The following is a 13681-nucleotide window of genomic DNA, read 5'->3' as shown; positions in this document are numbered from 1 at the left end:
AAATCGAACGTTCAGGTATCGTTATAAACACTCTAAACTTTTCTCGATCCGTTTCAACGACCCAAAACCGTGCCGAACTGCCGGGTGGGTTTATTCACGAACTCCTGAATGTCTTGAGTGAGATGAATCGAAACCGACTGGTCGTGGTCGCATTGGTTGCGACTATGATCCTGTCTGCATTCGCCCCGCTGGGAACAGTGTCAGCGGCGGCAGCGAGTAACGATGCACCGTCCGATGATGTCGACGAGCTAACCGTAAGCGTCGATGGCACCGTCGTGACGGTCGAATCGAACGAGACCGCAGTCGAGAACGCGACTGTCAACGTGACGACCGATGAGAACGCGACCTACGAGGGCACGGGCGAGTATTCGACCGATGCCAACGGCACGGTCGACCTCATCGAACCCGAGGAGACGGTCAACGTGACGGTTACTGCAACAGCCCAAAACGCTTCGGGCGTCGACGTCACCGGTGAGACGACGGCGATGCTCGAGCCGGAACCGGAAGGACTTGCTCTCGACGTCGAGCAGAACGGCGACGTCACCGTGACGGTGACGGACAACGGCACTGCCGTCCCGAACGCGACCGTCGATGTCTCGACGGTCGACGAGAACGCGTCGTACACCGATACGGGAACGTACACGACCGACGAGAACGGCACGGTGAGTCTGGATGCACCGTTCGGAAACGAGAGCGTCGAGGTCCTCTTTAACGCGACGGTCGACGACGAATCCGTCGAGATGACGGAAACGCTCGAGCCCGCCGAGTTCGATACTTTCGGCTCGCTCGTCTCCACGTTCGTCGAGGACGCAAAGGAGGACACTGACGGCCCGCTCGGCCTGACGGTCGCGAACTTCGTCGTCGAGCACAACCCCGGTAACGCACCCGACCACGCGGGCCCGCCAAGCCACGCTGGCCCACCGGGAGACGGTGACGAGACGAAAGACAATCAGGGCCCACCGGAACACGCTGGTGGCCCGTCGGATGAAGACAAAAACGGCACTCAGGGTCCACCGGGTGAGGACGACAAAGACGCTGCTGACGGTGACGAGGCTGACGACGAGAACGAAGACGAAGAAGAGGAAGCCGAAACGGAACGCAGAGGCAACGGTAACGGCGGCGGACCGCCGGAAGACGTTGGACCGAAGTAACGACCTGAACCGTGGACAGCGGTCGATGGCGACTTGCCGATACGTCAGAGGCACGATCCCATCGCCGGTGTCTGCCCGTCGACCGGCGCGGTGACGCGGCTGCGACTGATCGACACACCGAATCGTTCGAACCTTTTTTCGCCGCTCGAGGCCTCGAGACACGACCGTGCGGACGCGAGCACTGGTCGTTCTCGAGCCACTGCCCTCGAGTCGCGTCGTCACTGGTTCGGTAGCGTTTTGCCTCCGCTACCCCTCAGTCGAGGTATGACCGAATCTGCGTATCCGCCGATCAGCGATCAGTTGGCGGACCTCGAATCCGCACAGGAGGAGGGTCGTCGCAAGATGGACTGGGCCGCCCAGCATATGCCCATCCTCGAGCACGTCCGTGAGGAGTTCGTCGCCGAGCAGCCCTTCGCGGGCGAGCGCATCGCGATGGCGATGCACGTCGAAGCGAAGACAGCGATCCTCGTCGAGACGCTCGCGGAGGGTGGCGCTGAGGTGGCGATCACCGGCTGCAACCCGCTGTCGACCCACGACGACGTCAGCGCGGCGCTCGACACCCACGAGAACATCACCAGCTATGCCAAACGCGGCGTCGATGGCGAGGCGTACTACGACGCCATCGAGGCCGTCATCGCCCACGAGCCGACGATCACCGTCGACGACGGGATGGACCTCGTCGCGGCGATCCACGAGGACTACCCCGAACTCATCGACGGCATCATCGGTGGTGCCGAGGAGACGACCACGGGTGTCCACCGCCTGCGCGCGATGGACGCCGATGGCGCGCTCGAATACCCCGTCTTCGCGGTCAACGACACGCCGATGAAGCGGCTGTTCGACAACGTCCACGGCACCGGCGAGTCCTCGCTGGCCTCGATCGCAATGACCACGAACCTCTCGTGGGCCAGCAAGAACGTCGTCGTTTCCGGCTTTGGCTACTGTGGGAAAGGCGTCGCAAAGAAGGCCGCCGGCCAGAACGCGAACGTCATCGTCACCGAAGTCGAGCCACGCCGCGCCCTCGAGGCCCACATGGAAGGCTACGACGTAATGCCGATGGCCGAAGCCGCCGAAATCGGCGACGTCTTCCTGACGACGACGGGCAACCGCGACGTCATCGTCGAAGAACACTTCGAGAAGATGCAAGATGGCGTCCTGCTCGCGAACGCGGGCCACTTCGATATCGAGATCGACCTCGACGCGCTCGACGATCTCGCGGTCGACCGCTACGAGGCCCGTGATGGCGTCGACGCCTACGAACTCGAGGACGGTCGCCGACTCAACGTCGTCGCCGAAGGCCGTCTCGTCAACCTCGCCGCGCCCGTCTCGCTTGGCCACCCCGTCGAAGTGATGGATCAGAGCTTCGGCGTGCAGGCGGCCTGTGTGCGTGAACTGGTCGAAAACGGCGACGCGTACGGCGCGGGCGTCCACGACGTCCCCGACGAACTGGACAAGGAGATCGCCGAGATCAAACTCGAGGCCGAAGGCGTCGCGTTCGATTCGCTGACCGACACCCAGCGCGACTACATGGACTCCTGGGACCACGGCACATAAACGTCGGACGAGTCGTCGTCACGGTTTTCTTTTGCTCTCGCCGTCAGGCAGTGTCGACGACGAACACTAAGCTGCCGTCCTCGAGGCCGACGAGTCGTAGTCTGACGGAAACGGGCTCGCCCGAGACGCGGCGAGCGGTACCGTTTCCGGTCCAGCGCCAGCCGTCTTCGACGGTCGGAATCGCAGCCGTCTCGAGGCGCGCGACGGTCTCGTCGGTAAACAGCTCCTGCCATGGGGTCCCGGGAAGATCGTCGCGATCGGTTCCGAACTGCACCGCGAACGAGCGGTTCGTAAACTCGAGGTCGTCGTCGGGAGCAGCGATTGCGATCGCATCTCGAGCGAGGTCGACGCTGGCCAACGAGCGCCGAGACAGCGCCTCGAGTCGGCGACGCTCGAGCAGGGTCTCGATCCGGTGCTCGAGGCGCTCGGCCGGGACGTTCCCGTCGTGGCGGAGCACGTAATCGACCCATCGGTGTGTGCGGATCGTCTCGAGCGTGGCCGTCGACGCGGCCGGCGCGTCGACGAGGACGACGACCGGGAGGTCGGGCACTTGTTGTCTCACTCGCTCGAGGAGGTCGTCGGTCGCCGTCGGGGATGCACTGACGAGACAGTCGACCCCATCGAAATCCATCGCAGTGGACGGACTCGAGGTCGTTCGGACGGCGAAGCGGTCGTCATCGAGCGTTGCCTCGAGGTGTGCGCTGTGCTGTCTGTCGCCAGCCGCGACCAAGACGGTGATTCGGTCGGCGGATCGCCGCGCCACGGCGCGACGCAGAAGCGGCGAGGGGACCGTCATCGAATGCCCTCCGCGGCCGTCGAGCGTGTGGCTCTTGGTTGCTGATCGGATCGGTCGAACGTCCGCGTCCAAACGGGCTGTCGTTTTCGGCGTTTACGACCGTTCATGGACCGTTCCATCGACGATGATGGTCCCGTCACTACGAACGTCGACCGTGCGCCCCCCGTATTCGAAGGTGACTCGTGCCTCTCCGGTCGCGTCGTCTTGAAAGAGTTGGTCGAGTGCTTCGGGGTCGACGGCGTGGTATAGCGGCTCGAGTTCGATCGGATCAGTGCCGGTCTCTGCAGCGAGCGCCTCGATAACAGAAAGACTGATCGAATCGTTGTGATAATCGAGCGTCGTTCCGGACATTTCGTTCGTCCGGATGCGAGTGATGGGCATTTGGCTATCTATTATACATGTAATCTCCCCTCGATTCAGACACTACATGTATTGAAGGGGGCCGCAACCGAGACGAACGGAGGGCTACAGTATGGTGTGACCTCCTCCTCGCCGTAAACGGCGAGGCTTCCCACGGCACCGCACCGTTAGGTTGGGATATTTGCTGGTTTACGACCTGTCGGCATGACAGGCCGCTGGCAGGGCCACACTGCCGTTACTCCTATCCCGGCAGGGGACTCGGAGTTATCTTGCTGACCGAGACACCACAGCGGTTCAACAGGGTGTCTCAAACGTTCTAGGTCTCGGAGTCCCGATATTGTGCATTTGAGTGGGCGGTGTGACCGCCTCGGTGTACGTCATGCTACGGAGCGATTCGACTTATATATACATTCTGCTGCTGAACGGTGGTTGTGTTGGCGTTGTCAGATTCACTCCCGTCCTCAGAACGCTTTGCGTTCTGATGTGCGAACGAGAGCTCCGCTCTCGTCAACGCCGTAAACGACGGGATTCTCTCCTCGCAGAAAGATAGAGACGGACTCGAGGAGAAAATGCGCTAAACCGGACTCCGAGCGCTCGATTATATATAATACATCTAACCTTATAGATGATTTTTGGTATAAATGTAAATCTATTACCATCCTCTAAAGGATATAAACCACTCATATCATCTGTGATGGCTTCGTACTCTGCCTATGGCTTTCCCGTCGTTTCGTGGGACTTCACTCAACCCCGTCGCTGATCGGCAGACGCTGCTTTTCGTATTTGGAATCGGTGTCGTCTCGCTGCTTTCGGTCGTGGGACCGGGCCCGGAATTACCGATCGGGTCGCCACTGCTCGTCGGACTCGCCGTCCACGGTGGTGGCAGCCGCGAGACGGTGATCGAACGACTGACAGCCGACGTCGAAGCATTGGCAGCGTCGATCGACGACGAGCGATCGCCGACGGACACCGAAGCCGACCGAGCGGCCCGGATTCGAAACGACGGCGTCTCCGTCGATCCCGAGCGAAACGACGACCTCGGTCGACTGGCTGACGCCGTCGACGCGATGGCGACGGCAGTCGAGAAGCGAGAACGCCGGCTGGCCGAGCGCGAGCGACGATCGGAGACGCCGAGCGCACGGCTCGAGGCGCTGTTCGAACGCTCACCCGATATGATCGACGTGCTCGATACCGACGGGACGATCGTCGACGTGAACCAGCGGTTCTGTGACGAACTTGGATATACCGAGGACGACCTGCTCGGAACGAAGATCTGGAAACACGACGAGTTGTTCGACGCAGCCGACGTTCGGGCGCTCCTCGAGAGCGTGTCAGTTGACAGCCGGCGGAAGTTCGAGGGGCAGTATCGACGCCGCGACGGCTCGACGCTTCCCGTCGAGATCCACCTCATTCGAGCCGACCTCGGGGACGAGGATCGCTTTCTCGTGATTAGCCGAGACATCACCGACCGCAAGGAACGCGAGCAAACCCTTCGCGAACGCGAGCGCCAGCTGACGACGCTGATGAGCAACCTCCCGGGGATGGTCTACCGCTGTCGAACCGGGCGCGATTGTTCGTTCGAGTTCGTCAGTGACGGCTGTCGTGAGCTGACCGGTTACGAGGCGGACGAACTCATCGGCGACGACGTCGACTGGTTTTCGGATGTAGTACTCGAGGGCCACGACGACCGCTGGGAGATCGTACGGGATGCCGTTTCCCAGCGGGAGCTGTTTCACACGACGTTCCCGATCGAGACAGCCGACGGGGAGCGCCGCTGGGTCATCGAACGCGGCCGCGGCATCTTCGACGACGACGGCTCGCTCGAGGCGATCGAGGGGGTCATCACCGACGTCACCGAACGGGTCGAAAACGAGCGCGAACTCGAGCGCACCACCCGATTGCTCGAGCAGTCCCAGCAGTTGGCCACGGTCGGGGCCTGGGAACTCGACGTTCGTGAGGAGTCTCACGATCTCAAGTGGTCCGAGGAAGTCGCCCGAATTTACGGTCTCGAGCCCGATCCCGACGTCGGACTCTCGGAGGCGATCGAGTTCTATCACCCGGACGATCGGGACGAGCTCCGATCGGCGGTCGACCGCGCGATCGAACCAGGTGAACCGTACGATCTCGAACTCCGGATCGTCCCGGCCGACGGCGACGACGAGCGCTGGGTCCGGGCCATCGGCGAGCCGGTCCGCGAGGACGGCGAGGTCGTCAGACTCCGCGGCTCGATACAGGACATTACCGACCGAAAGCGACGTGAACGGGACCTGCGCGAGACGAAACGGCGCCTCGAGCTCGCACTCGAGGGGACGAACACGGGTATCTGGGAGTTGGATCTGGAAACGGGCGACCTCGAGTGGAGCGAGACGCTCGAACGGATCGTCGGTCTCGAACCCGGCGCATTCGGTGGCACGTACGGCGTCTTCAGACAACGGATCCATCCGGACGACCTCGAGCGGATCGAGCGGGAACTCCAGCGTGCGATCGAGAACGACGAGCTGTATCAACACGGGTTCAGAATGCGCCACGAGAACGGGGAGTGGATCTGGGTCGGCGCTCGCGGCCGGCTGGTGACCGGCGAAGACGGGCGCCAACGCATGGTCGGGATCAACAACGACATCACCGAGCGCAAGCAACGTGAACGCGAACTCGAGCGCTACGAGACGATCATTCAGGCGATCGGTGACCCCGTCTACACGCTCGATGCCTCGGGAACGTTCCAGTTTGTCAACGATGCGATGGAACCGCTCGCGGGCTACGAGCCGACGGAGCTGATCGGTACCGACGTCTCGGATCTCCTGCCACCGGACGAACTCGAACTGGCCAGAGAGCTGGTTCGTGACCTCCTTCGGGAGGGGACGCCGTACGAGGCCTTTGAGGGCGATATTATCACTGCGGACGGCGACACGATCGAGACGGAGACACACGTCGCTCTGTTACCGATGGACGACGGCGAGTTCACCGGAACCGCGGGCGTCATCCGCGACATCACTGAGCGCAAGGAGCGCGAACGCGAACTCGAGCGATCGACGGATCTGTTAGAGCGCGTCCAGCGGATGGCGAAAGTCGGCGGCTGGGAACTCGACATCAGCGCCACCCCGCCGGAAGCGACCTGGACCGAGGAACTGTACCGTCTGCACGGGCTGTCTCGCGACGTGACGCCGACCCTCGAGACGACGATCGACTGCTACCATCCGGATGACCGACCGCGCGTCCGCGACCAACTCGAGACTGCGATCGAGACCGAGACGGACTACGCGTTGGAAGCACGACTGGACACCGACGCGGACGACACGACGTGGGTGCGGGCGATGGGCGAACCGATCCACGACGACGACGGCGACCTCCGCACCTACCGGGGCTCGGTGCAGGATATCACCGACCAGAAGCGCCGAGAACTGGCGCTCGAGTCGCTTCACGAGACGGCTCGCGGACTGCTCAACGCGGAGACGACGCCTGCGGTCGCCGAACTCGTCGTCGAGACGGCCGCGGAGTTACTCGAGTCGGGCAGTGCGAGCGTCTATCTGCTCGATGGCGAGACGAATCGATTCGAATCGGTCGCCTCGACGCCCGAGTTCGAGGTGCGATCTACTGGGAGCCCGTCGGTCGCCGTCGGTGACGACGACTCCGTCCTCTGGAACACGTACGTAACGGGAACCCAGACGGTCGTCGACGACACCGATATCGACGGTCGAGCGCCCCTGTTCGGCGACGAGATCTCGGGTGGATTGTTGGTTCCGATCGGCAACCACGGCGTGTTCGTCCTGCTCGCGCCACCGTCAACGATCGACGACGAGACGCGCCAGTTCGTCGAGACGCTCGTCGCGACGACCGAGGCAGCGTTCGACCGCCTCGAGAGCGAGGCGACCCTGCTCGACCGCGACGCGGAACTGGAAGCCCAGAACAGCCGCCTTCGACGCCAGATCCAGATCACCGAGATCATCAGAGGAATCGACCGCTCGCTCATCGGTGCCGACAGCCGCAGCGAAATCGAGCGAACCGTTCCGGAGCGGCTCCTCGAGGCCGAGACGGTCTCGTTCGCCTGGATCGGCGCGCTCGATGCGACCGGGACGACGCTCGAGCCACGCAGCTGGGCCGGGACCGAACCGGAGTATCTGGACACGCTCTCGCTCGATCTCGAAGCCGACGCCGGCGAGCCGGCACTCCAGACGGTTCGCTCGGAGACGCCGACGGTCGTCGAAAACGTCGTCGACGGCCTCAAACGCGAGCCGTGGCGACGGAGCGCCCTCGATGCGGGCTTCCAATCGGTCGTCTCAGTGCCGATCGCCTTCGAGGAGTACGGCTACGGCGTCCTGACGGTCTACGCGGACGAACCGGACGCGTTCGGTGACCTCGAGCGCACCGTGTTCGCGGAACTCGGGGAGGGGATCGCGAACGCCATCAACGCGGCGAAAACGCAGGAAGCGCTCCACGCCGAGACACTCGTCGAACTCTCGCTCGACCTCGAGGCCGCCGACGACATTCTGTCTCGGATCGCGTCCGCGACCGGTGCGGACGTCGTTTACCAAGGACTCGGGACTCATTCGGGGGCGGAAACGGTCCTCTTTTTCGAGACCAGCGGCGTCCCGGCGGCCGACGTCGAGGACGTCCTCGAGACGCTCGTCTCCGTGACGGGGTCTCGACTTGTCACCGAGTCCGACGGCGACTGTCTGTTCGAGGCGACCGTCTCTGGCGATGTCGTCGCCTCGCGACTGGTTCGCCACGGGGCCAGCCCACGATCGATCCGCGCCACCGGCACGTCGATCGACATCACCGTCGACGTGCCGACGACGACCGACGTTCGCGAGTTCGTCGAGATGCTCGAGGACCACTACGACGCCGTCGAGTTACGGTCGCGCCGGCACGTCCAGCGGACGACACACACCAGACAGGAACTGGTGACGTCGCTGTTCGACGAACTGACCGACCGCCAGTTCGAGGTGCTCCGGACGGCGTATCTGGCCGGCTTTTTCGAGTGGCCTCGCGAGAGTACCGGCGAGGAGATCGCCGCTATGCTCGAGGTCACCCAGCCGACGGTCAACCGCCATCTCCGCATCGGCCAACAGAGACTGCTCGAGCAGTTGTTCGAGGACGAACCGCTACTTCTCGCTGAAGGGGTGTAGCGTGGAGTTGTTGAAACTCCCGTCCACGGGCCGTGGGCGACCCGTCGCCGTGACGCGTGTCATCGGCTCGCCGCACACCGCACGCCGGGTTACACGAGTTCGGCGAAAGGAACACCCAAGGAGGACGCACCCATAGACCTGCGTATGGAGACGTCCTCCCAACATCGTGACGGTGCGCCGCTTCGATCGACGCTCGTCGCCGTCGGACTAACGATTTTCGGACTCGTCGGGGCCAGTATCGCGACGGTTCCAGCGATGCTTATCGACCCAGCGCTGCTCGAGGGAGTCGGTAACGCCTCGATCGAGAGCCGAACGCTATATCTGATCTTGAACTTCGTCGGCATGGCGTTGGCAGGGGGGGTCTATCTCGCCGCCACCGGCCGCGGCTGGTCGTACGTCGACCTCCGCATGCCGACGAAAACGGGCTGGTGGTACGTCCTCGGCGGGATCGTCGCTAGCCTCCTGTTTTTGTTCGGCATCAACATCCTCCTGCAACTCCTCTCGGTGCCGGCCGCGGAGAGTAACGTCGTCGAGGTCGTCGGCCAAGACCAGACGATGATCCTGATCATGATCGTCATCGTCTTTTTCTTCAACGCGCCGGCCGAGGAGTTCCTGTTCCGGAACGTCGTCCAGAAGCGCCTCTACGATGCGTTCACGCGGATGCAGGCTGTCGTGCTCGCGAGTACCATCTTCGCGCTCGTTCACTTCCCGATGTACGTGACCCTTGCCGACTCGATGCTCGCGACTGCCTCTTCGCTTGCGATCATGTTCGGCGGCGCGCTCATCTTCGGCTACCTCTACGCGAAAACCGACAACCTCGTCGTGCCGATTGCGTCCCACGCCGCACTGAACGCCTTCCAGTTCGGCGTCCTCTATCTCGCCGTCGAGTACGACATCGAGACGGCTGAACCAGCTCCGTCGATGCTGCTCGAGGCCGTCGCGGCCGTTCCGCTGTAGCCGCCAGCGCTCGAGGGCCGTTCGCTGTTTTCACCCACCGTCGACCACCCACATCGCCATCCGTCTCCGTTCCGCCGTGCCGTCCGTTCTTTTATTACCGGTCGCCGGCGAGAGTCCGGTATGTCTCAGGCGAAGGGCGACCGCCGCGAACGGGAACTCGTCAACGAACTCGATGCGGCCGGTTTCGCGGTGATGCGCGCCCCCGCAAGCGGCTCGGCGACGGAACGCGAACTCCCCGACGTGCTCGCCGGCGACGGCGAGCGGTTCTACGCGATCGAGGCCAAATCCAGCGCCGGCGACCCGATCTACCTCACCGGTGAGGAGGTCGAAGCGCTGACGTACTTCGCACAGAACTTCGGCGCGAAACCCCGGATCGGCGTCCGCTTCGACCGCGAGGACTGGTATTTCTTCCACCCTGCCGACCTCTACGTTACCGACGGCGGCAACTACCGGGTCAAAAAGGAAACCGCACTCGCCGACGGCACCGACTTCGCCGAGTTCGTCGGCCGCTCGGAGAAGGTCACTTTAGCGGAGCTCGGCGACGACGGCGACGACGGGCCGGACGAGGACGTGCTTCGCGTGCTCACGGCCGTCGAACAGGGCGTCATGGAGATCGAGGAAGCCGCGACGCTGCTCGAGTGAAGGTGTGCGGTCAGTCGTCCACTCCGATCGTCTCCGTCAGCGTCTCGGGATCGACCGGCGCGTACCGCACGATCGAGTCGAACGCTTTGAGCGCCAGCTGATCGCCACTCGCGATTCCGCGTGCGTCTCGTGTCTCGAGTTCGTTTGCGACGAACCGTCGAGCGACCAGTGCCAGCCGTCCGTTCCCCGCTTCGAGTTGCGTCTGGGCTTGCTCGAGCAACTGCGCCGCAGTAAAGACATCGAAAACGTAGTGTGCCAGTTCCTTGGCCCGTAGCTGGGCGTATTCCGCGTCCTCGGTCGCCAGCGTCGCGAGCGCGCCCGCAAGGTCGTGGTACTCGGCTTCGACCGTCTCGGCGGGCCCGGCGAGCGTTGGATGCGACACGCTCGCGAGCCGGTCCTCGATCGTCTCGAACAGCGGTTCGTGAGCGTCCTCGCGCTCGAGCGCGCGGAGCACGTCCAGCGAGAGGATGTTCTCGGTGCCTTCCCAGATCGGCAGCACCTGCGCATCCCGGAGCAGGCGGTTCGTGACGAAGTCGTTCACGTAGCCGTTGCCGCCGTGGATCTCCATGCCGTAGGAAGCCGTCTCGACGGCCATCCGGGCAGTTCGCAGCTTCGCGATCGGAATCAGCAGTCGCAGCAAGCGGTAGGTCTCGTCAGCATCTCGCCCAGCGCGCTCGGCCCGCTCGCGTGCCGAAAACAGCCGCGCGGTCTCGAAAACGTACGCCACCGCAGCCTCGTGGTCGACGGCCATATCGACCAAATCTGCCCGCATTAGCGGGTACTGGTCGATCGTATCGCCGAACGCATCGCGGTTTGCCGCGTAGGTCTTGCTCTCGAGCAACACCCGACCGATGATGCCACAGGAGGCCGCGGCGTTCGACAGTCGCTCGAGGTTGAGCATCTCGGCCATCTGTTTGAACCCGCGTTCCTGTTCGCCGACGAGGAGGGCTTTCGTGCCGTCGAACTCGACTTCGCCCGTCGGGACCGAGATGGTGCCGAGTTTGTCCTTGAGGCGGCGATACAGCTGGTCGTTGACCGCCTCGGGTGCGAGTGGGCCGTCCTCGAGGCGGTCGCCTTTGGTGTAGGGACCGCTCTCGAGGTCCGGATAGGCGTGGGGAACGAGAAACATCGAGAGCCCGGCCGTTCCCTCGGGGGCGTCGTCGGTCCGGGCGAGTGCGAGTGTGCCTTCGGCGTCGATATTCGAGCAGAACCACTTTTCGCCGTCCAGCCGCCAGCAGCCCTCGTCCTCGTCGTACTCGGCTCGCGTTTCGTTCGCGCCGACGTCGCTGCCGCCTTGCTTTTCGGTGAGGAACATCGCCCCCTCGATGAGGTCATTGTAGTTGCGGCTCGTCAACCCCTCGTAGTACGCCGAGAGTGAGCCGTCGTCGAACTTCTCCAAGACGAGCGCCGCGCCAGCGGTCATCGCTACCGGGCAGTCGAAGCCGGGGTCGGCATAACACAGCAGATACTGCATCGCGAGGTTGTGCGACAACGGCATCGGTTCGTCCCGCCCCGGTGGAGCATCGAACGCGTCTGCGACGATGCCCATCTCGTAAACCAGTCGCTCGTTCTCGAGTTGCTCGGCCGGGTAGCGGACGTAATTGTGCACCTCGCCGTGTTTGTCGTAGGGCTCGAGTTCCGGCCCGTGATCGTCGATGTAATCGGCGTTGTCGGCGATGGTGTGGCCGACGAGGTCACCGAACTCGGCGAGCCGCGATTCGGCCCACTCGAACTCGTCTTCGGTATAGCTGCGCCGAAGTTCGCGCCTGATCGTGTGATCGAGTTTCCAGTAGTTGATGCCCCGTCCCTCGTCGAATCGGCCGTAGTCGATGCCCGCGTCCATACTATGTCGGTTGTTGGCTATCGACAATAAAACGGGCGTGAGTCAACGGAAGACTCGTTTCCGGTCGTTTCTGGACTCGAGGATCGCAGTTCGGCCGTCGACGACGGGTCTGTGATCTGAAAACGGACTACGGTTCCTTTTCGAGTCGCGTTCGCGGGAAGACGTACACCTTCAGCGACTCGGGGACGACACCGTGGCGGGCCACGGTCGCATGCGGATAGATCGCCCCGACGACGGGCACGTCGGGCTCGTAGTTCTCGTTCGTGCCGTACTCGGCGACGGTACAGCCGGCCGCGTCGACGCGGACGGCGTCGGCTCGCAGCACGGAGACGTCGACGACGGTGAGCCGATCGCCGGTTTCGCGGTCGACGACCGTATCGCCCGGCCAGATCGTATGCTCCTCGCAGTAGCACGGCTCGGAGTCGTCTTCGTCGACGAACACCGCCACATCGCAATCGTGACACGGGACGGCAATCTCACCCGGCGGCGGCGTCCGACCCTCGGTGATTTCGATGGCGACCCGGCGGATGTGTTTACAACGGGCGTTGCGAAAGACGTGATCTGGACAGGTACAGCGACCGCCCTCGAGGTCGACGAGATACGTGTGATCGCTGGCTGACTCGACCTCGTAGAGGCCGTCGCCGAGCGGGAGTACCGACATCGGTTCGGTACGAGCTCGGCGCGAACGCTCCTCCAGGCGGTCGCCTGACGGTACTGGCAGGGGGGTTTTCGGTGACGCTGTTGTGTTCATGGGTGCGTCGAGTGTGCCGATCGGCGGGTGACCGATCAGCCGTGGCTGGTCGGGTGGCTATTCGACAGTAGTAGGCACTCGAGGGGTATAACGAATGTGCCGACAACTGCCGGGTGGCCGCTTATAAGGGGTGTGGCTGTCTCAGCCCCGGGGCTCGACCATTTCTGCAACGTGGGTCACCGAGACGCCCTTCGAAGCGCTTTTCATCGGTCAGCGGAATCGAATCGATAATGGTCGAGCGCGAGCAACTCATCGAAATCGTCGTCGCCGTCACCGCCGTCTTCTTGATGCTCGGTGCCATGATCGGCATCGGCTCCCAGTACGGTGCTACCAACGGCGGACTCTCGCCCGAGGGTGGGCAGCTACTCGTCGGTGCGATCGTCGGCTTCATCGTGTTGTTGACTGCCGTCGGCGTCGCACTGGCGTACGTGCTGAACGATCCCGACGACGGACTCGAGACGGACGGCGATCCGGACGCACAGGGTTCGTTCTAATCCGGTCAGA

10 protein-coding genes are annotated in these 13681 nt (G+C 63.3%); 6 read left to right on the top strand and 4 right to left on the bottom strand.

The window, feature by feature from the left end; translation table 11 throughout:
• The first annotated feature begins 164 nt into the window (after positions 1–164).
• Together GCU68_RS05580 and GCU68_RS05575 are read left to right on the top strand one after the other, a co-directional pair.
• Positions 165–1151, top strand: coding sequence for a hypothetical protein (locus tag GCU68_RS05580; RefSeq protein ID WP_152939715.1), 987 nt, complete (start codon positions 165–167; stop codon positions 1149–1151).
• Between the two features lie 264 nt (positions 1152–1415).
• Complete coding sequence (locus GCU68_RS05575) at positions 1416–2705, top strand: adenosylhomocysteinase (RefSeq protein ID WP_152939713.1); 1290 nt, start codon at positions 1416–1418, stop codon at positions 2703–2705.
• 43 nt (positions 2706–2748) lie between these two features.
• On the opposite strand, the gene GCU68_RS05570 is transcribed toward GCU68_RS05575, so the two are convergent.
• Together GCU68_RS05570 and GCU68_RS05565 are read right to left on the bottom strand one after the other, a co-directional pair.
• Positions 2749–3501, bottom strand: coding sequence for a PAS domain-containing protein (locus tag GCU68_RS05570; RefSeq protein ID WP_152939711.1), 753 nt, complete (start codon positions 3499–3501; stop codon positions 2749–2751).
• 93 nt (positions 3502–3594) lie between these two features.
• The gene (locus GCU68_RS05565) at positions 3595–3852 is read right to left on the bottom strand and encodes a HalOD1 output domain-containing protein (RefSeq protein WP_152939709.1); all 258 of its coding nucleotides are present in this window, start codon (positions 3850–3852) and stop codon (positions 3595–3597) included.
• Between the two features lie 722 nt (positions 3853–4574).
• On the opposite strand from GCU68_RS05565, the gene GCU68_RS05560 reads away from it, so the two are divergent.
• The 3 genes from GCU68_RS05560 to hjc all read left to right on the top strand — a co-directional run bounded on the left by GCU68_RS05560 (position 4575) and on the right by hjc (position 10583).
• Positions 4575–8984, top strand: a complete 4410-nt coding sequence (locus GCU68_RS05560) for a PAS domain S-box protein (protein ID WP_152939707.1) — start codon at positions 4575–4577, stop codon at positions 8982–8984.
• Between the two features lie 144 nt (positions 8985–9128).
• The gene (locus GCU68_RS05555) at positions 9129–9941 is read left to right on the top strand and encodes a CPBP family intramembrane glutamic endopeptidase (protein ID WP_152939706.1); all 813 of its coding nucleotides are present in this window, start codon (positions 9129–9131) and stop codon (positions 9939–9941) included.
• A gap of 120 nt (positions 9942–10061) precedes the next feature.
• Positions 10062–10583, top strand: coding sequence for a Holliday junction resolvase Hjc (gene hjc, locus GCU68_RS05550; protein WP_152939704.1), 522 nt, complete (start codon positions 10062–10064; stop codon positions 10581–10583).
• Positions 10584–10593: 10 nt separating this feature from the next.
• Here the strand turns inward: hjc and GCU68_RS05545 are convergent, their stop codons facing one another.
• Both GCU68_RS05545 and GCU68_RS05540 read right to left on the bottom strand, forming a co-directional pair.
• On the bottom strand, positions 10594–12426 hold the full coding sequence (locus GCU68_RS05545) for an acyl-CoA dehydrogenase family protein (protein WP_152939702.1): 1833 nt from the start codon (positions 12424–12426) through the stop codon (positions 10594–10596).
• A 127-nt stretch (positions 12427–12553) separates the two neighbouring features.
• Positions 12554–13177, bottom strand: a complete 624-nt coding sequence (locus tag GCU68_RS05540) for an SWIM zinc finger family protein (protein WP_152939700.1) — start codon at positions 13175–13177, stop codon at positions 12554–12556.
• A 230-nt stretch (positions 13178–13407) separates the two neighbouring features.
• On the opposite strand from GCU68_RS05540, the gene GCU68_RS05535 reads away from it, so the two are divergent.
• Positions 13408–13671 (top strand): DUF7472 family protein, encoded by a 264-nt coding sequence (locus tag GCU68_RS05535; protein WP_152939698.1) that lies wholly within the window; start codon positions 13408–13410, stop codon positions 13669–13671.
• Positions 13672–13681: the final 10 nt, after the last annotated feature.

It is taken from the genome of Natronorubrum aibiense (genome assembly GCF_009392895.1).
Classification (GTDB): Archaea; Halobacteriota; Halobacteria; order Halobacteriales; family Natrialbaceae; genus Natronorubrum; species Natronorubrum aibiense.
This window is presented reverse-complemented; position numbering and strand designations above follow the sequence as displayed.

Coding starts and splice junctions, on each gene's coding strand:
- GCU68_RS05580 (WP_152939715.1), top strand. CDS start 165: ATGATCCTGTCTGCATTCGCCCCGCTGGGAACAGTGTCAGCGGCGGCA.
- GCU68_RS05575 (WP_152939713.1), top strand. CDS start 1,416: ATGACCGAATCTGCGTATCCGCCGATCAGCGATCAGTTGGCGGACCTC.
- GCU68_RS05570 (WP_152939711.1), bottom strand. CDS start 3,501: ATGACGGTCCCCTCGCCGCTTCTGCGTCGCGCCGTGGCGCGGCGATCC.
- GCU68_RS05565 (WP_152939709.1), bottom strand. CDS start 3,852: ATGTCCGGAACGACGCTCGATTATCACAACGATTCGATCAGTCTTTCT.
- GCU68_RS05560 (WP_152939707.1), top strand. CDS start 4,575: ATGGCTTTCCCGTCGTTTCGTGGGACTTCACTCAACCCCGTCGCTGAT.
- GCU68_RS05555 (WP_152939706.1), top strand. CDS start 9,129: ATGGAGACGTCCTCCCAACATCGTGACGGTGCGCCGCTTCGATCGACG.
- hjc (WP_152939704.1), top strand. CDS start 10,062: ATGTCTCAGGCGAAGGGCGACCGCCGCGAACGGGAACTCGTCAACGAA.
- GCU68_RS05545 (WP_152939702.1), bottom strand. CDS start 12,426: ATGGACGCGGGCATCGACTACGGCCGATTCGACGAGGGACGGGGCATC.
- GCU68_RS05540 (WP_152939700.1), bottom strand. CDS start 13,177: ATGAACACAACAGCGTCACCGAAAACCCCCCTGCCAGTACCGTCAGGC.
- GCU68_RS05535 (WP_152939698.1), top strand. CDS start 13,408: ATGGTCGAGCGCGAGCAACTCATCGAAATCGTCGTCGCCGTCACCGCC.